This window comes from Pseudoduganella sp. UC29_71 (assembly GCF_042693265.1).
Lineage (GTDB): Bacteria > Pseudomonadota > Gammaproteobacteria > Burkholderiales > Burkholderiaceae_D > Rugamonas.
The window spans coordinates 6,438,819-6,456,567 of record NZ_CP170549.1 but is presented as its reverse complement, the minus strand read 5'-3'; the positions used below and the strand labels follow the sequence as shown (position 1 = coordinate 6,456,567).

Annotated in this window: 12 protein-coding genes; 6 read left to right on the top strand and 6 right to left on the bottom strand. The window is 67.0% G+C overall.

The features are described from left to right. The first annotated feature begins 104 nt into the window (after positions 1 to 104). Genes ACFJI2_RS28865 through ACFJI2_RS28850 form a run of 4 tightly spaced genes read left to right on the top strand, consistent with a single transcriptional unit; the run spans position 105 to position 5,424 of the window. A complete protein-coding gene (locus ACFJI2_RS28865) occupies positions 105 to 590 on the top strand; it encodes an Lrp/AsnC family transcriptional regulator (RefSeq protein ID WP_056392588.1) in 486 nt (161 codons plus the stop codon). After that, positions 587 to 1,753, top strand: a complete 1,167-nt coding sequence (locus ACFJI2_RS28860; RefSeq protein ID WP_377702918.1) for an HPP family protein — start codon at positions 587 to 589, stop codon at positions 1,751 to 1,753. Before ACFJI2_RS28865 ends, ACFJI2_RS28860 begins: the two co-directional genes overlap by 4 nt. Positions 1,754 to 1,789: 36 nt before the next feature. Continuing rightward, a complete protein-coding gene (locus tag ACFJI2_RS28855) occupies positions 1,790 to 3,598 on the top strand; it encodes a DUF885 domain-containing protein (protein ID WP_377702917.1) in 1,809 nt (602 codons plus the stop codon). Positions 3,599 to 3,618: 20 nt separating this feature from the next. Next, positions 3,619 to 5,424: a DUF885 domain-containing protein gene (locus ACFJI2_RS28850; RefSeq protein WP_377702915.1), complete on the top strand. Its 1,806-nt coding sequence runs from the start codon at positions 3,619 to 3,621 to the stop codon at positions 5,422 to 5,424. A 256-nt stretch (positions 5,425 to 5,680) separates the two neighbouring features. Here the strand turns inward: ACFJI2_RS28850 and ACFJI2_RS28845 are convergent, their stop codons facing one another. From ACFJI2_RS28845 to ACFJI2_RS28820, 6 genes are all read right to left on the bottom strand, one after another. Next, a complete protein-coding gene (locus ACFJI2_RS28845; protein WP_377702914.1) occupies positions 5,681 to 9,232 on the bottom strand; it encodes a response regulator in 3,552 nt (1,183 codons plus the stop codon). After that, positions 9,229 to 9,840 (bottom strand): chemotaxis protein CheB, encoded by a 612-nt coding sequence (locus tag ACFJI2_RS28840; protein WP_377702913.1) that lies wholly within the window; start codon positions 9,838 to 9,840, stop codon positions 9,229 to 9,231. Before ACFJI2_RS28840 ends, ACFJI2_RS28845 begins: the two co-directional genes overlap by 4 nt. Beyond that, a complete protein-coding gene (locus tag ACFJI2_RS28835; RefSeq protein ID WP_377702912.1) occupies positions 9,837 to 10,679 on the bottom strand; it encodes a CheR family methyltransferase in 843 nt (280 codons plus the stop codon). The genes ACFJI2_RS28840 and ACFJI2_RS28835 overlap by 4 nt, the downstream gene beginning before the upstream one ends. Next, the gene (locus ACFJI2_RS28830) at positions 10,676 to 14,689 is read right to left on the bottom strand and encodes a response regulator (protein WP_377702911.1); all 4,014 of its coding nucleotides are present in this window, start codon (positions 14,687 to 14,689) and stop codon (positions 10,676 to 10,678) included. Before ACFJI2_RS28830 ends, ACFJI2_RS28835 begins: the two co-directional genes overlap by 4 nt. Before the next feature lie 124 nt (positions 14,690 to 14,813). Then, entirely contained in the window at positions 14,814 to 15,134 is a 321-nt protein-coding gene (locus ACFJI2_RS28825; RefSeq protein WP_377702910.1) for an Mpo1-like protein, read from the bottom strand. Between the two features lies 1 nt (position 15,135). Continuing rightward, entirely contained in the window at positions 15,136 to 15,738 is a 603-nt protein-coding gene (locus ACFJI2_RS28820) for a transcriptional regulator (protein ID WP_107869906.1), read from the bottom strand. A gap of 284 nt (positions 15,739 to 16,022) precedes the next feature. On the opposite strand from ACFJI2_RS28820, the gene ACFJI2_RS28815 reads away from it, so the two are divergent. Together ACFJI2_RS28815 and ACFJI2_RS28810 are read left to right on the top strand one after the other, a co-directional pair. Then, positions 16,023 to 16,529, top strand: coding sequence for a GNAT family N-acetyltransferase (locus ACFJI2_RS28815; RefSeq protein WP_377702909.1), 507 nt, complete (start codon positions 16,023 to 16,025; stop codon positions 16,527 to 16,529). Between the two features lie 209 nt (positions 16,530 to 16,738). Further along, positions 16,739 to 17,704, top strand: coding sequence for a DUF4351 domain-containing protein (locus tag ACFJI2_RS28810; RefSeq protein WP_377702908.1), 966 nt, complete (start codon positions 16,739 to 16,741; stop codon positions 17,702 to 17,704). The last annotated feature ends 45 nt before the right edge of the window (positions 17,705 to 17,749 follow it).

Sequence of the window (17,749 nt, the reverse complement as noted above, 5' to 3'; positions counted from 1 at the left end):
GATACTCAACAGCTTACGCACTGGCGCGAAATCATATATTCCAAAATCACACTCCAAAGGCGCATAATATAGGATATTTATCCTATATTTTCCGCATTCATAGAATGAATCAGCTAGACCGTTACGATTACGCCATCCTGGGCGCCCTGCAGCTGGACGGCACGCTGTCGATCGCCGACCTGGCCCAGAAGGTGGGCCTGTCCAGCACACCGTGCTGGAAGCGCCTGAAACGGCTGGAAGAGGAGGGCTATATCGACAAGCGCGTGGCCATCGTCAACCGCCGCAAGGCCGGGCTGGGCGTGACCGTGTTCGTCAGCGTGCGCACCAGCCAGCACGACGAAAAATGGCTGGCGCGCTTCGCCGCCGCCGTGCAGGCGCTGCCGGAGGTGCAGGAATTCCACCGCATGAGCGGCGACATCGACTACCTGCTCAAGGTGGTCACCACCGACATCGAAGGCTATGACCGTTTTTACAAGAAGCTCATCAAGGCCGTGCAGCTGACAGGGGTATCGTCCGCTTTCTCCATGGAACAGATAAAATTCACGACCGAACTGCCGCTGCACCTCGTCTCCCACGGACTCCCTACATGACATTCCGCTTCCTCGAATTGCTGCGCCCCCTGCTGCCCGCCCAAAGCCACACCAGCTTCCGTGAACGGGCGCGCGCCAGCAGCGGGGCCATCCTCGCCCTGCTTGTCACCGGCCTGCTGTGCCGCTACTTCCTGCCCCACGAACCGGCGAGCATCTTCCTGGTCGGCCCCATGGGCGCCTCGGCCGTGCTGCTGTTCTGCCTGCCGGCCAGCCCGCTGGCCCAGCCCTGGTCCGTCATCGGCGGCAATGTGGTGTGCGGCCTGGTGGGCGCGGCCTGCGTGCGCTGGATGGGCGACTCGGTGCCGGTCGCCGCGCTGGCCGTGGCGCTGGCCATCGGCGCCATGTTCGTGCTGCGCTGCCTGCATCCGCCCGGCGGCGCGGTGGCGCTGACGGTGGTGATGGGCGGCCCGGCCATCCACGCGGCCGGCTTCTCCTTCCCGCTGGTGACGGTGCTGATCAACTCCTCGCTGATGGTGGCCGTGGCCATCGCCTACAACAACCTCACCGGCCGCCGCTATCCGCACCTGCAGCAGCCCACGCACGCCAACCCGCACGCCAGCCAAGACCCGCTGCCCACGCTGCGCCTGGGCTTCAAGCCGGAAGACCTGGACGCGGTGCTCAAGCAGTACAACCAGGTGCTGGACGTGAGCCGCGACGACCTGGAAGAGATCTTCCTGAAAACCGAGATGCGCGCCTACCAGCGCCGCTTCGGCGTGATCTCCTGCGGCGACATCATGTCCAAGGACGTGGCGACGGCGGAATTCGGCACCGCGCTGGAAACGGCGTGGCGCGACATGCGCGCGCGCAAAGTGGCCGCGCTGCCGGTGCTGAACCGCGCGCGGCGCGTGATCGGCATCGTCACGCAGACCGACTTCCTCGACCACAGCGGCCTGGACGACTATCACACCGTGACCCAGAAGCTGCGCCGCTTCCTGCGCCGCACCGGCGTGACGCACACCGAGAAAGCCGAAGTGGTGGGCCAGATCATGACCATGAAGCCGGCCGTGGCCACGCTGGCCACGCCCATCATCGACCTGGTGCCGCTGATGGCGGACGCCGGCTTCCACCATATCCCCGTGGTGGACGAGGAACAGCGCTTTGCCGGCATCGTCACCCAGTCCGACCTGGTGGCGGCCCTGTACGAATCGCGCCTGGCCAACTAGGCGCGGGATTTTCCACCCACCCAAAGGAAACGCCGCATGAACCTCCGCATCAAGCCCGCAGCGCTGGCCACCGCCCTGCTGCTGGCCGGGGCGCCGCTGGCCCACAACGCCGGCGCCGCCACCGCAGCCCCCTCGGCCAGGGCGGCAGCGCCCGCCCCGCAACGCCTGCGGGCCCTGGCCGACGACTACTACGACGCCGTGGCGCGCTTCGATCCCATGGCCGCCACCGCGAACGGCAACAACCGCTACGACGACCAGCTCGGCCTTACCATCTCGCCGCAGCGCCGCGCGCAGCAGTTCGCGCTGTACCGGCAGTACGCGAAACGGCTGCACGCCATCCCGCGCACGCAGCTGGGCCGCGAAGACCGCATCAGCTACGATATCCTGGACTTCGAACTGAAGTCGCTGCTGTCGCTGGCCCCCTTCCCCGACCACCTGCTGCCGCTGGAGCAGATGAGCAGCATGCCGGTGATGCTGGCCAACCTGGCCGGCGGCGAAAGCTCGCAACCCATCAACACCGTGAAGCAGTACGAGGCCTACCTGAGCCGCCTGCAGCAGCTGCCGGGCTGGATAGACCAGGCCATCGTCAACATGCGCGAAGGCATGCGCACGGGCGTGGTGCAGCCGAAGGCGCTGATGGCGTCCCTGCTGCCGCAGCTCAAATCGCTGGCCGCCGCCACCGCCGACACCAGCGCCTACGCCGCGCCAGTGCGCAAGCTGCCGGCCTCCGGCTTTTCCGAGGCCGACCAGCAGCGCCTGGCCGCCGCCTACCGCGACGCCGTGGGCGCCAAAGTGCTGCCGGCACTGGCGCGCCTGGCCGCCTTCATCGAAACCGACTACCTGCCGGCCTGCCGCGACACGGCCGGCTACGGCGCGCTGCCCAACGGCGCGGCCTGGTACCAGGCCTACGTGGCGCTGCAAACCACCACCGCGCTCAAGCCGGACGAGATCCACGCCATCGGCCTGCGGGAAGTGGCGCGCATCCAGCAGCAGATGGCAGCGGTGGGCGCCAAGCTGGGCTACACTGGCCCGGCGGCGGGCCTGCCGCTGTGGGTGTCGAAGCAGCCGCAGTTCTTCCCCTTCAAGACCGACGCCGAAGTGCAGGCCGTGTTCCACAAGCTGAACGCCCTGCTCGACACCAAGCTGCCGGCCATGTTCTCGGTGCTGCCGAAAGCGAAGCTGGACCTGCAGCTGGAGCCCGAACTCACGCGCGCCACGGCCGCCAACCACTACAGCGCGCCGTCGCCCGACGGCACCCGCCCCGGCGTGTTCTGGTCCGTGGTGAACGACCCGGCCAAGTACAACGCCACCGGCATGACCACGCTGTATCTGCACGAAGGCAAGCCGGGCCACCACTTCCACCTGGCGCGCATGCCGGAGCTGGCCATGCCGGACTTCCGCAAATTCGGCGGCAACAACGCCTATACCGAAGGCTGGGCGCTGTACGCCGAATCGCTGGGCAACGAGATGGGCGTGTTCGACGATCCCGCGCAATACTTCGGCCACCTGAACGCCGCGCTGTTCCGCGCCGCGCGCCTGGTGGTGGACACCGGCCTGCACGCCAAGGGCTGGATGCGCGAGCAAGGCATCGCCTACATGCGCGACACGCTGGGCTTCGAAGGCCGCGCCAAGAGCGAAACGGAACGCTACATGGCCTGGCCCGGCCAGGCGCTGGGCTACAAGATCGGCCAGCTACGCATCACCGCGCTGCGCGAGCGCGCCGAGAAGGCGCTCGGCCCGAAATTCAATCTGCCCGCCTTCCACGAAGTGGTGCTGGGCGACGGCACCGTGCCACTCAGTCTGCTGGAAGCCAAGGTCGATCAGTGGATCGCCGAGACCAAATAATCGATATGAACAGGACCAATATGAAACACCGCATCCTCCTGGCCGCCATGGCCGCCACCGTCGCGATGGCATTCGCTCCCGCCCATGCCGCCCGCACCAATGCCTCGGCCGAGCAGGCGCCTGCCGTCAGCGCGCCCGCCGCCAGGCAGCAGTTCAACACCCTGGCGGACGACTACTACACCGCGCTGGCGCGCTACGAGCCGGTGAACGCCACCCAGAACGGCGACAACCGCTTCGACGACCAGCTCGGCATGAGCATCGCCCCCGCCGTGCGCGCCAAACAGTTCGCGCTGTACCACGCCTACCAGAAGCGCCTGAAAGCCATCGCGCGCGCGCAGCTGAGCCGCAGCGACCGCATCAACTACGACGTGCTGGCCTTCGAACTGAAGACCCTGCTGTCGTTCGAGAAGTTCCCCGAACACCTGCTGCCGCTGAACCAGATGGACAGCATACCGGTCACGCTGGCCAACTTCGCCGGCGGCGAAGCGTCGCAGCCCATCGGCACCGTGAAGGAATACGAAGCCTACCTGAGCCGCCTGACGCAGCTGCCGGCATGGATAGACCAGGCCATCGCCAATATGCGCGTCGGCATGGCCAAGCACGTGGTGCTGCCGAAGGCGCTGGTGGAGTCCGCCCTGCCGCAGTTCAAGAAGCTGCCGAGCGCCACGCCGGAAGCGAGCATCTACTACACCGCGATCACCAAGCTGCCGGCCGCGTTCTCCGACGCCGACAAGCAGCGCCTGACCGCCGCCTACCAGGACGCCATCGCCAAGCTCAATCCGGCGCTGGAGCGCCTGGCCACGTTCATGGAAACCGACTACCTGCCCGCGGCGCGCACCAGCTCCGGCTGGAGCGCCCTGCCGCAGGGCAAAGAGTGGTACCAGGCGGCGGTAGCCTCGTCCACCACCACGTCGATGAAGCCGGAAGAGATCCACGCCATCGGCCTGAAGGAAGTAGCGCGCATCCAGCAGCAGTTCGCGGTGCTGGGTCCCAAGCTGGGCTACAACGGCCCGGCGGCCGGCCTGCCTGTGTGGGTATCCGAGCAGCCCAAGTTCTACCCGTTCAAGACCGAGGACGAAGTGCAGGCCGTGTACCGCAAGCTGAACGACCTGCTCGACACCAAGCTGCCCGCCATGTTCACGCTGGTGCCCAAGGCCAAGCTGGACCTGCGCCTCGAGCCTGAGCTGAGCCGCGCCACCGCCGCCGACCACTACACCGCGCCGGCCGGCGACGGCTCGCGTCCGGGCGTGTTCTGGTCCGTGGTGAACGACCCGGCCAAATACGGCAGCACCGGCATGAACACGCTGTTCCTGCACGAAGGCAAACCGGGCCACCACTTCCACATCGCGCTGACGCAGGAACTGGACCAGCCGCTGTTCCGCAAGTACGGCGGCAACAACGCCTTCACCGAAGGCTGGGCGCTGTACGCCGAAACGCTGGGCAAGGAAATGGGCCTGTTCGACGATCCGGCGCAATACTTCGGCCACCTGAACGACGAGCTGCTGCGCGCCACGCGCCTGGTGGTGGACACCGGCCTGCACGCCAAAGGCTGGACCCGCGAGCAGACCATCAAATACATGCGCGACACGCTGGGCTACGACGCCGTGGCCAAGAGCGAGACCGAGCGCTACATGGCGTGGCCGGGGCAGGCGCTGGGCTACAAGATCGGCTCCCTGAAGATCGTCGAACTGCGCCAGCGCGCGCAGCAGGCGCTGGGCGACAAATTCAGCCTGCCGGCCTTCCACGCGGTCGTGCTGGGCGACGGCACCGTGCCCCTGAGCCTGCTCGAAGCCAAAGTCGACCGCTGGATCGCCGAAACCAAGTAGGCCCCCCATACGGGGTCAGATCCGGCATCGCGCCATCCCCACCGCATACGGGGTCAGATCCGGCATCGCGCCATCCCCACCGGGGTCAGATCCGGCATCGCGACACGGCCTCGGCAGTCGCCGCTCCGAAACGGCTGGGCTCGTGGCGCGATGCCGGACCTGACCCCGAGGGGGAGTCGAAACGGCTGGGCTCGTGGCGCGATGCCGGACCTGACCCCGAGGGGAGTCACGATGCCGGACCTGACCCCGAGGGGAGTCAGCCGTCGGACAGGAGGGCGAACAGTTCGCGGTAGCGGAAGGCTTGCGTCATGCGGCGCAGGCGCTGGGCGAGGTCGGGGCGGTCGCGCTCGATCGCGGCGAGCGCGCCGGCCAGGCGCTGCTGGTCCAGCTCCACCGCGCCTTCCTTCAGCGCTCTCCTTACCTCGGCCGGCAATTCCGCCAACTCGTCTTTGCGCACTGGCTCGCAACCGGCCGCGCCCGCACCGTCGCCGGCGCAGGCCGCGCGCAGGAAGCGCACGCCGAGCAGGCGTTCGATGTGCGCGTACAGCTCGGCCGTGTCGAGCGGCTTGCGCAGGAAGGCGTCCGCGCCCGCTTGCAGCGCTACTTCGCACTGCTCGTCGAAGGCGCTGGCGGTGCACATGATGATGCGCACCTCGTCGCAGTCCGGCTGGCTGCGGATGCGCCGTATCGTCGCCAGCCCGTCCAGCTCGGGCATGCGCCAGTCCATCAGCACCAGGTGCGGCGCGAAGCTGGCCATGCGCGCCAGCGCTTCCACGCCGTTGCCCGCGAACGCCACCACGAAACCGAGCGGTTCCAGCAGCTCGCCCAGCAGCAGCTGGGATTCGCGGTCGTCGTCCGCCACCAGCACGCGCTTGCCGCGTTCGTGCAGCGCCAGGCCGAGCACGTCGCCGGTCGCGGCCGGCAAGGCGCGCGGCGCGTCCGCCAGCGGCAGCGTGAGCGCGAAGCGGAACACGGAGCCTTGCCCGACTTCGGACTCCACCTGCAGCACGCCGCCCAGCAGCTCCACGTACTGGCGCGAGATCGCCAGCCCCAGGCCGGTGCCGCTTTCGCTGGCCGGCCCGCTCACCTGCACGAAGGGATCGAAGATGCGCTGCAGGTCGCCCGGCGCCATGCCGATGCCGGTGTCGCTGATGATGAAGCTCACACGCGCCTGGCCCGCGTCCTGCCCTTGCAGCAGCTGTCCGCTGGCCTGCAGCAGCACCCGCCCCTGCAGCGTGAACTTGAGGGCGTTGCCGAGCAGGTTGATCAGCACCTGGCGCAGCTTGACTGCGTCCACCTGCACCGCCGCCGGCAGCGCGTCCATGGCCAGGTCCAGTTCCAGCCCGGCGTTCTGCGCGCGGATGCGCAGCATTTCGCACACTTCCTCCAGCAGGCGCACCAGGTCGGTGTCGGCCGCTTCCAGATGCGTGCCGCCCGCTTCGATCTTGGACAGGGCCAGCACGTCGTTGATCAGCGTGAGCAGGTGCTGGCCGGAGCGGTGGATGATGTCCAGGTTGCGCTGCTGGTCCGGCAGCAAGGTGCCGGAGCGCGACATCAGCTGCGAGAAGCCGATCACCGCATTGAGCGGCGTGCGCAGCTCGTGGCTCATCTTGGCCAAGAATTCGGACTTCACCTGGCTGGCCGTTTCGGCCGCGTTGCGCGCCGCGATCAGGCTGGCCTCGGCCGCCTTCTGCTGCGAGATGTCGCGCAGGATGCCGATCATGCGCGGCCGTCCGCCCACGTCCACTTCGCTGATCGCCACGTGCATGGGGAAGGCGCTGCCGTCGCGCCGCTGGCCTTCCAGGTCCATGCTGCGCGAGATGCCGGCCGTCTCGCCTTCGCGCCGCCCGGCCCTGCCGGCCTGCGGAATCAGCTTGCCCACCGGGCGGCCCAGGATCTCCGCTTCGCTGTAGCCGAACATTTCCTCGGCGGCGCGGTTGAAGCTGAGGATGATGCCCTGCTCGTCGACCGTGATGATGCCGTCGGCCGCGTTGTCGACAATGGCGCGCAGGCTGGCGTTGCGCTCGTCCACCAGTTCCAACAGGTGGTCGCGGTGGCGCCGCATTTCTTCCTCGGCCTGCTTGCGCTCGGTGATGTCGTAATGGATGCCGGTCATGCGCACGGCCTGGCCTTGCGCGTTGCGCAGCACCTGGCCGTCCGACTTCATGTAGCGGATGCTGCCGTCCGGATGGATGACGCGGAACTCGATGTCGCAGGGCTGGTCGCTGCACAGCGCGCGCTGGCGGGCGCGCTCGCACAGCGGGCGGTCCTCCGGATGCGTGGTGGCCAGCCAGGTCTGGTGCGCGTCGCCCAGCTGGCCGGGCGCCACGCCGCACAGGCGGTACATGCGCTCGTCCCACACCAGCTCATTGGTGGCCAGGTTCCAGTCCCAGATGCCGAGCCGCGCGGCGCGCGTGGCCAGCGCCAGCTGGTCCACCAGGCGCGCGCGGTCTTCCTCCACGCGGCGGCGCTGGTCGATGTCTTCGATCAGCACGTCGCACACGGGATTCTCGTCGGTGCCGGCGCGCACAAAGGTGGAACGCACCCAGCGCGGCATGCCGTCGCAGCAGCGGATGCGGTGTTCGTACTGGCTGATGGCGCCGTTCTCCAGCGCCGCAGCGGCGCGCGCCGCCACCACGCCGCGCTCCGGCTCGGGGACGATGGTCAGCCACAGCATGGGGGCGTCCCGGAAGGCCTGCGGCGAATAGCCGGTGACCGCTTCGCAGCCGGAGCCGTGGCCATAGGAGCGCAGCTGCGGGCCGTCGCGGCGCAGCGAGAACAGCTGGTGCGTGACGGCGCCCAGCAGGCGGCGGTAGCGCTCGCGCGAGTCGGACAGCTCGTCGGCGCTGCGGCGCAGCGCCTCGGTGCGCTCGGCCACCAGCGCTTCCAGGTGCGCGCCTTGCTGCTCCAGCGCCAGGCGCTGGCGGTACAGGTCGCAGAACACGCGCACCTTGGACACCAGCACATGCGGCTCCAGCGGCTTGATCAGGTAGTCCACCGCGCCCAGCTCGTAGCCCTTGAACTGCGCCGCGCGGTCCTTCATGCCGGCCGTGACGAAGATGATGGGCATGGTGCTAGTGCGCGGATTGGCGCGCATCAGTTCCGCCGTTTCAAAGCCGTCCATGCCGGGCATCTGCACGTCCAGCAGCACCGCCGCGTAGTCGGCGCGCAGCACCGCGCGCAGCGCTTCCGGGCCGGAGCCGGCGCGCACCAGCTGCACCTTGGCCTGCTCGGCCATGTCCCCCAGCAGGCCTTCCAGCGCCAGCAGGTTGGCCGGCTGGTCGTCCACCAGCAGCAGCCGCAGTTGCTGGCCCTCGGGGCCGGCGCGCCGCGCCGCCGCGACGCTTTCCACCTGGCTGACGTAGCGCTCGAATGCGGCGATGGCCAAGCGCTGGCGATACAGCGTGGCGAACAGGTTCACCTTGGCGTGCAAGGCCGCCGTGTCTATCGGCTTGACCAGGTAGTCCACCGCGCCGCTATGGTAGCCGCGCGAGGCGGCATCGCCGTCGCCCGGCAGCGCGGTGACGAACACGATCGGCACGTGCCGCGTTTTGGGGTTGGCGCGCATCAGCGTGGCCGCCTCGTAGCCGTCCATGCCGGGCATCTGCGCGTCCATCAGCACCAGGCCGAAATCGCGCCGCAGCAGCTGGCGCAGGGCTTCCTCGCCGCTGCCGGCGGCCACCAGTTCCAGCCCTTCCACGCCTTCCAGCAGCGCGGACAAGGCCAGCAGGTTGCCGCCGTTGTCGTCCACCAGCAGCACGGGCACGGTGGCCAGCGGCGCGCCCGCGGGCGCATGCGGGCGGTTCATGCCACCTCCATGACGGCCAGGCGCTGCAGCAGCAGCGGCAGGCGCGCCAGCGTGGCGATGGCGTTCGGCGTGCCGGACGCCTGGCCCGCCAGGCGTGCCAGCGCGGCGCGCGGCATCAAGTCCATCAGCGCGTCGGCCGGGTCCTGCACGATGGTATAGCCGCCCAGTTGCGCGATGCGCGCCAGGCCGTCGGCGCCGTCCGCGCCGGCGCCGGTCAACACCACGCCGGCCAGCGCACTGCCGTAGCAGGCGGCGGCCGATTCGAACAGCACGTCCACCGAGGGCCGCGCGAAACTCACCGGCGCGTCCGCTGACAGCGCGAGCCGGCCGTCGCGCTCCACCAGCAGGTGGTATCCGGCGGGCGCCAGGTAGACGGCGCCGGGCTGCGGCAGCTCGCCCTCGTCTGCCTCCTTCACGCGCAGTGCCGACATGCTGTCGAGCAGGCGCGCCAGGCTGTCGCCGGAGCCGGGCGAAATGTGGATGACCACCAGCAGCGGCAGCGGAAACTCCGCCGGCAAGGCCGGCAGTACGCGCTGCAGCGCCTCCACGCCGCCCATGGACACGCCCAGCACGATGGCGCGGAAGCGCGGCTTGTGCGGCCCGCTCATGCCGGCGCTCCGCTGGCGTACTGCTTGCGGTAGATGCGGGTGGGCGCAGCCACTTCGCGGTAGCGCGGCGCGATGCCCCGCTGGTCCAGCGTCTCCTTGGTGCCCAGGCAGAGGAAGCCGCCCGGCGTGAGGCAACCGTCGAACAGGGACAGCAGGCGCTCCTTGAGCGCAGGCTTGAAGTAGATCATCACGTTACGGCACAGGATCAGTTGCATTTCGCTGAAGTCGGCATCGGTGGCCAGGTTGTGCGCGGCGAACAGCACGTTGCGCAGCAAGCCGGGATCGAACAGCGCGCGGCCGTAGCGCGCCACATAGTAGTCTGAAAAGGCGGCGCTGCCGCCGGCCTGCTGGTAATTCTTCGTGTAGCGCTGCATGTCGCGCAGCTCGAACACGCCCTGGCGCGCGCGCTCGAGCACGGACTCGTTCAGGTCGGTGGCGTAGATGCGGCACTGCTCGCCCATGCCTTCCTCGCGCAGCACGATGGCCAGCGACAGCACTTCCTCGCCGCCGGCGCAGCCGGCCACCCAGATCTTGGCGTGCGGGTAGGTGCGCAGGTGCGGCAGCACTTCCTCGCGCAGGGCCTTGAAAAAGGCCGGGTCGCGGAACATGTCCGACACGTTGACGGTGACGTCCTCCACCAGTGCGCGGCACAGCTGGGCGTCGCGCAGCAGCGCCGAGGTGGCGGCGCCGAAGCTGCCGAAGCCGGACTTAACCAGCCACGCCGTCAGGCGGCGCGTGAGCGAGGCGGTGGCGTAGCCGCCGAAGTCGTAGCCGTGGGCCTGCTTGACGGCGCTCACCAGCAGGCCGATTTCCAGCGCCACGATATCGTGCTCGTTCACGCCACCTCCCCGGCCTGGTACAGCCACACGCGCATCAGCGAGAACAGCTTGTCCAGGTCCACCGGCTTGGCCAGGTAGTCGCTGGCGCCGGCGTCCAGGCATTGCTTCTGGTCGCCCAGCATGGCCTTGGCGGTGAGCGCGATGATGGGCAGGCGCGCCCAGCGCGCTTCGGCGCGGATGCGGCGCATGGCTTCGAAGCCGTCCATTTCCGGCATCATGATATCCATCAGCACGATGTCGATATCGGGGTGCGCCTGCAGCCGCGCCAGCGCTTCGGCGCCGTTGGCCGCCTCCACGATATGCATGCCCTTCTCGGACAGCACCGAGGACAGCGAGAAGATGTTGCGGATATCGTCGTCCACCAGCAGCACCTTGCGCTGCTCGAACATGGCTTCCTTGTCCAGCGCGCGGCGTATCATTTTCTGCTGGTCCTGCGGCAGCGAGCTTTCCACCAGGTGCAGGAACAGGCTCACTTCGCCCACCAGCCGCTCCGGACTCTTGGCGCCCTTGACGATAATGCTGTCGGTGTAGCGGCGCAGGCGCGCTTCGTCCGCCTCGTTCAGCGTGCGGCCCGAGTGCACGATGACCGGCATCTGCGGCGCGCAGGCGCTGTCGCGCAGGCGGTCGAGCAGTTCGAAGCCGGTCATGTCGGCCAGGCCGAGGTCGAGCACCATGCAGTCGTAGCGCTCTTTCGCCAGCAGGGCCAGCGCTTCATTGCCGGAGCGGGCGATGGCGATGCCCAGGCCATCGGTCTGCAGCAACTCGGCCACGCTCAGGGCCTGGAACTCGTCGTCCTCCACCACCAGCAGGCGCTTGTCGGAACGGGCGATGGCGGCGCCGATGGAGCCGAGCACCGCGTCCAGCTGCTCGGCGGTGACGGGCTTGGTGATGAAGCCGATGGCGCCCAGGCCCATGGCTTTCTGGCGGTCTTCCAGGCAGGTGATGAAATGCACCGGGATGTGGCGCGTGGCCGGATTGTCCTTGATGCTGCGCATGACACCCCAGCCGTCGATATGCGGCAGCATGACGTCCAGCAGGATGGCGTTGGGGCGGTAGCGCTCGGCCAGCGCCAGGCCATCCTCGCCGTCGCAGGCGACGATGGCCTGGAAGCCATGGCCGCGCACCGTGTCGCGCAGGATGCGGGCGAAGGCCAGGTCGTCTTCCACGATGAGGATGCAGCGGCACTCGGGCTGCACGGCCTCGCGGTCGTCGTCCATCGCCACGGGGGCCGGCGCGCTGGCCACGCCCGGCTGGTCCGCCCCCGTCATGACGGCGGGGCCGTAGTGCGCCTCCGCGCTGAGCGGCGCGGCGGACAGCGGCAGGAACAGGGTGAAAATGCTGCCCGCGCCGGGGGCGCTGCTGAGCGAAATCTCGCCGCCCATGCAGCGCGCCAGGTGGCGCGAAATCGACAGGCCCAGGCCGGTGCCGCCGAACTTGCGGCTGGTGGAACCGTCCGCCTGCTGGAAGGCGTGGAAGATGCGCTCCTGCTGGCCGGCCCCCACGCCCACGCCGGTGTCGCTGACGGCGAAGGCCAGCGCGTCCCCGCCCAGGCCGTGCTCGCCCCGCGCGGCGAGCCGCACGCTCAGCCCCACCCTGCCCTCGGGCGTAAACTTGACAGCATTGGCCAGCAGGTTGTTCAGCACCTGCTGCAGGCGCTGTCCATCCGTATGCAGCTGCGCCGGCGTACCGGGGCCGATGTCGATGCTGAAGCCCAGCCCCTGGTGCTCGGCCAGCGGCTGGAACAGCGCGCGCATCTGCGCGGCCACGTCGGCCAGCGCCACGTCCTCCAGCTGCAGTTCGACGCGCCCGGCCTCGATCTTGGACAAGTCCAGGATATCGTTGATCAGACTGAGCAAGTCCTTGCCCGCGCTGTGAATGGTGGACGCGTACTCCACCTGCTTGCCGCTGAGCTTGCCTTCCTTGTTCTGCTGCAACAGGCTGGACAGGATCAGCATGCTGTTCAGCGGCGTGCGCAGCTCGTGCGACATATTGGCCAGGAACTCGGACTTGTAGGCGCTGGTGCGCTCCAGCTCGTCCGCCTTGCGGCACAATTCGCGGCTGGCCTGTTCGCTCTCCGCGCTTTTCAGGCGTATCACCTCACGCTGCTGTTCCAGCAGCTGGGCGCGCTCCTCCAGTTCCTCGTTCGACTGCTGCAGCTCCTCCTGCTGCACCAGCAGTTCCTCGGTCTGCACCTGGGTCTGCTCCAGCAATGCTGCCACGCGGCGCCGCGCATGCTCGACGCCGATCGCCACCGCCACCGCCTCGGCCGCCTGGCGCAGCCAGTCCAGCGCCGGCGCCTCGAAGCGGCCGAAGGTGCCGATCTCCACCAGGCCCACCAGCCCGCCGTTGTGCATCAGCGGCACCGCCGCCACGGCGGCCGGGGCGGCCTGGCCCAATGCGGACGCCACATCCAGGTAAGCGGGCGGCACCGGCGCCAGCACGGCGATGCCGCCGCCGCGCGCCGCGTCGCCGGCCCAGCCTTCGCCCAGCGCAAAGCTGCTGCGCGGCGCCGTGCCCGGCGTGTAGGCGTGGCTGGCCGCCAGCTCAAAGCGCCCGCGCTCCGGCTCGTACAGGTACAGCGCGCCCACCGCGCCGCCCACGTGGCGCGTGAGGAAGCTGGCCACGGCTTGCGTCAGCTGCGCCAGGTCGCGCTCGCCGCGCAATTCGATATTCAGGGCGTTGATGCCGGTCTTGGCCCAGTCCTGCACACGCTCCTCGTCGCGGTGCAGGCGCAGCGTGCGCGCCATGCGGGCGAAGCCGCGTCCCAGGCTTTGCTGGGCCGCGCTCATGGCGGCAATGGCCCCGACCAGCGCGCCGATCTCGTCGCGCCGCGCCGTCAGCTGCCCCATGGCCAGCGCCGGCGGCTCCGGCACCTCGCGGCTCAGGTCGCCCGCAGCGATGGCTTCCACCAATTGCGCGCGCTCGGCGCTGTCGTCGCTCAGCGCGCGCAGCGTGTCGAGCACGCTGCGGATCTGCCCGGTGAGCGCCAGATACGTGCCCACGGCCAGGTAGGCGAACAAGGCGCAGGCCAGCACGCTGAGCACCACCGTCCAGGCCAGGCTGATGCGCGCGGCGGCAATGCGCTGCTCCACGTGGGCGCGCAGCGCCGGCGCCAGCACGTCGCTGCCGCCCGCGTAGATCTGGTCGATCAGGTTGGTGAACTGCGCCACGTACTCCTCGGAGCTGGTGCCGAAGCGCGCGCCGATGACGTCGTCCTGCGCCATGCCGAGCGCGATGCGCATGCCTGCCTCGACGTTCTGGTCCAGCCCGGTCAGCACGCCGCGCATCGACGGGTTGTAGCTGATAACTTTTTCCAGGTTGGCCGTTTGCAGGTCCCGTGCGATGCGGGTGTGGCCCAGCAGGCCGGCCATTTGCAGCCGCTCGGCCTCGGTCACCGTCTTGCGGGCCAGGATGGCGGCGCCGAACGCGCGCGTCTGGCCCAGCCGCTCGCTGAAGAACGGCAGCTTGACGATAGTATCCATCAGATAATAGCTGGCGATGTCCGGGTCCAGCGTCAACGCGCTGGAATCGGCCACGTCGGACGCCAGGAGCAGCATCTTGGCGATCAGCTGCTCATGGCGCAGCGTGTTGGTCTGTTGCGGCCACTCGAGGCCGAATTGGCGCAGCGCGCGCCAGTCGGCGCTGACTTCGCGCCAGCGGGTGGCGGCCAGCACTTTCGGCGGCAAGGCCTCGCCCAGGCGCTGGAAAGCCATGTCCACTTCGACTGCCTTGGCCTGCTGGGGCGACGCGAAGGCTCGATTACCTCCGAGCAAACCTGCGGCCAGGCCCCGGTCGTGCTGGACCAGCTGGATGGCGCGGTTCAGGCGCACCAGCGCTTCCAGGCCACGCAACTCTTCGCGTGACGGTTCGATGACCCTGTCGAGCGCGTTGTACAGGCTGATCTGAAGTACGGCTACGGCGCCCAGGGCGAGCAAGCCGAGCAGCAGGAACTTATGCGCATAGCGTAGTCTGCCCATCAAATTGATGGCGGGGTAAAACAGGGCCTTCATTACTCTCCCGATCAGATGTCAGCGCATGCACTGAAGCTAGCATCGGGTAGTGCCCATATAGTGTCAAGAAGAAAAATTCGGCCGCGGGGGCGCTGCGGCATGCCCGCCACACAATGGGAAAAGATCAGAAACGGACTCGGCCGATCAGCATGTCGCGATACATCACCCAATCGCCGAGCAGGCTGTAAAACGGGTATTTGAACGTGGCCGGCCGGTTATGCTCGAAAAAGAAATGGCCGACCCAGGCGAAGCCATAACCGGCCAATGGAATAAACCACAGCAAGCCATAGGTTCCGCGCACAACGGCGGCGATGATAATCAAAATGATCAGGCTGGAACCAATGAAATGCAACAGGCGGCAAGTGGAATTGGAATGCTCGTGCAAATAGAAGGGATAGAATTCCTTGAAACTGTGAAAGCGTGCTGCTGCATTCGCCTTATCCATTTCAACTCTCCTCGACGCGGCTGGCGTAACTCAGATCGGTTTCATCACCCCATACAAAAACCTTGGGTTCCTGCAACACATGCACCAGGAATTGCTGGCGCTCGCGCAGGCGACGCCGGAAATCCGGCAGCGTATAAAGATTGGGATTAATCTTTCGGCGCAAGATACGTTCGGCCACCGGCAGGCGGGATAGCAATTCGCCGTAGCTGGTGTTATCGCCGATTAGCAGCAATTCGATTTTATCCTCGCTGGCTTCCTGTTCCTTGGCGGTGGCGCCATAAACAAAAGCAACATTGAGCTGGTCGCCCAATGGAGACAGTGCGGAATTGAGCACACTGACCAGGCCGAAAGTCTTGCGCACCAGGCTGGATAACTCAGCATAGACGAGGCTGTCCTTATTCGGGCGGAAGCGGCGCACATTGCCGATACGTTCCGACACGATCAAACCGGAATCGTGAAGGCGGCGCAATTCGCGTTGCGCGGAAGCACTGCCCAATCCCGTCAGGCGCATGATTTCGTTGAGGTGGAAACCGTCATTAACGCGCACGAACATCAGGCCCAGCAGCTTCTGCTGGGCGGGAGTGAAGAGGGCTTGGGCAATCATGGACCAAATCTTAGCACGGATAAGCCAGCATCTGGCATAGCAATCCACAGACGCGTGCACGCAGCCCGCATTCCACCGTACCCGATGTGGCGCGGGCTTGACGCACCGCGCGGTTGCACCCATCCAGCCCGCTTCGCCGCGTGCTTCCGCTCGCCTGCCCCCCCGCCGCGCGACCGCCTCCCCCAAGGCATTACCGCACCAGCAAAGAAGCAGCTGCCGCCCCGGATATCTTATCTGTGCCAGAATAGCCTTTCCGTACACCGCAAAAACCCGGACACATGCGTATGCAACTCATCAAAGCGAACTCGAATCAATTGGCTGACATTGTCCAACTCGTGAATCACGCTTATCGCGGCGCCGGCTGGACCAGCGAAGCTGAACTAATTAGCGGGCAGCGCGTTGACTTGGAAACCTTGCAGGATATCGCAGACAACGGCAATACCATTGTTTTCGCGGCCACGGATAACCGGGAAGCATTACTCGGTTGCGTATCGCTGAGTCCGGCCGATAAGGGCGAGTGGTATTTATCGATGCTTGCCGTTAACCCGGCTATTCAGGAAAACGGCAAGGGAAAAGCCATTTTGGCGGCAGCGGAAATTTATGCCCGCGAGCACGGCGCCACGTCTGTAAAAATATCCGTCATTCAGCAGCGCGACAGCCTGATCGCCTGGTACGAGCGGCGCGGCTACCGGAGAACCGGTGCCATTAAACCATTCCCATATGACGATCCCAGCGTCGGCACGCCGCTGCGCGGAGATTTAACGTTGGTATCCCTAAGCAAGCCACTGTAAATTACGCTTTACATTTGGCGCAAATGTGCCATCCTGTAGTTGTGAGGTGCTGCTGTTCCGGATCGACTCAAGCTACCGGGCGGGTACATCACAGAAGTAAGGGGGCCGCTTTCGTAGTGGCCCCTTCTATTTTCCAGCCAAGGTCTGCGCCTCATCAATATTCCAGCCCGCGCGGCATGCCACCATGCCTTTTCATGCGGGAGGCGGCAATGGCAGACAACTATGACACGCCCTGGAAGAATGCGGTCGCCCGGTATTTTCCGGAGTTTATGGCCTTCTTTTTCCCGGACGCGTACCAGGACATCGACTGGACGCGGCCCATAGAGTTCCTCGACCAGGATATGGCTCAGCTAGCCCCGGACTCGGCGATAGGGCCGCGCCGGGTGGACAAATTGGTGCGCGTCAGCACGCTGAGCGCCCCCGATGAGCCGGTCCTGCTCCATGTGGAAGTCCAGAACTGGCCCGGCCGCGGCTTTGCCGAGCGCATCTTCATTTACCACTACCGGATCTACGACCGCCACCACTGTGCTGTTACATCGCTGGCCGTGACAGCCGACAGCGGCCACCGGCTGCCGCCTAACCGCTTCGGATACGACGTGTTCGGCTGCAGTTGGTGGCTGGAATTTCCCGTGACTTCGCTGGCCAGCTACGCCGGCAACCTGGACCAGCTGCTGCGCGACGCCAATCCCTTCGCCTTGCTGACCGCTGCCCACATCCTGGCGCTGCGTACGCGGCATAAGCACATCGAACGCTATGCCGCGAAACTGCACTTGATCACCCGGCTGTTTGAACACAAATGGGACAGGCGGCGTACCATGGACTTTATGCGCGCCATCGGCTGGATGATGCGCTTGCCTGCAACGTTGGAAACCACGCTGCTGCACGCAGTGAAGGGACTGAAAAAGGAGGGGAATATGGACTATCTTCTGCCATTCGAGCGCGAGGCGCTGGCACGCGGCGAGCAACAGGGAATGCTGCAAGGAATGCAGCGGGGTATCCGGCAGGGACAGGCGCAGGTGCTGGAACGACTGCTTGTGCAGCGTTTCGGGCCGCTTCCCGACTACGTTCGGCGCCTGCTGCATGATGCGGACACCGCCCGCCTCGCTGCCTGGACGGACGGCCTGCTCGAGTCGGCCACGCTGGCGGACCTGTTCGGCCCGCCGCCGTCAAGCTGACGCAGGCAAAAAAAACGGCACCCGAAGGTGCCGTTTTGCTGTGGT

Coding starts and splice junctions, on each gene's coding strand:
- ACFJI2_RS28860 (WP_377702918.1), top strand. CDS start 587: ATGACATTCCGCTTCCTCGAATTGCTGCGCCCCCTGCTGCCCGCCCAA.
- ACFJI2_RS28815 (WP_377702909.1), top strand. CDS start 16,023: ATGCAACTCATCAAAGCGAACTCGAATCAATTGGCTGACATTGTCCAA.
- ACFJI2_RS28840 (WP_377702913.1), bottom strand. CDS start 9,840: ATGAGCGGGCCGCACAAGCCGCGCTTCCGCGCCATCGTGCTGGGCGTG.
- ACFJI2_RS28850 (WP_377702915.1), top strand. CDS start 3,619: ATGAAACACCGCATCCTCCTGGCCGCCATGGCCGCCACCGTCGCGATG.
- ACFJI2_RS28830 (WP_377702911.1), bottom strand. CDS start 14,689: ATGAAGGCCCTGTTTTACCCCGCCATCAATTTGATGGGCAGACTACGC.
- ACFJI2_RS28820 (WP_107869906.1), bottom strand. CDS start 15,738: ATGATTGCCCAAGCCCTCTTCACTCCCGCCCAGCAGAAGCTGCTGGGC.
- ACFJI2_RS28865 (WP_056392588.1), top strand. CDS start 105: ATGAATCAGCTAGACCGTTACGATTACGCCATCCTGGGCGCCCTGCAG.
- ACFJI2_RS28825 (WP_377702910.1), bottom strand. CDS start 15,134: ATGGATAAGGCGAATGCAGCAGCACGCTTTCACAGTTTCAAGGAATTC.
- ACFJI2_RS28810 (WP_377702908.1), top strand. CDS start 16,739: ATGGCAGACAACTATGACACGCCCTGGAAGAATGCGGTCGCCCGGTAT.
- ACFJI2_RS28855 (WP_377702917.1), top strand. CDS start 1,790: ATGAACCTCCGCATCAAGCCCGCAGCGCTGGCCACCGCCCTGCTGCTG.
- ACFJI2_RS28845 (WP_377702914.1), bottom strand. CDS start 9,232: ATGAACCGCCCGCATGCGCCCGCGGGCGCGCCGCTGGCCACCGTGCCC.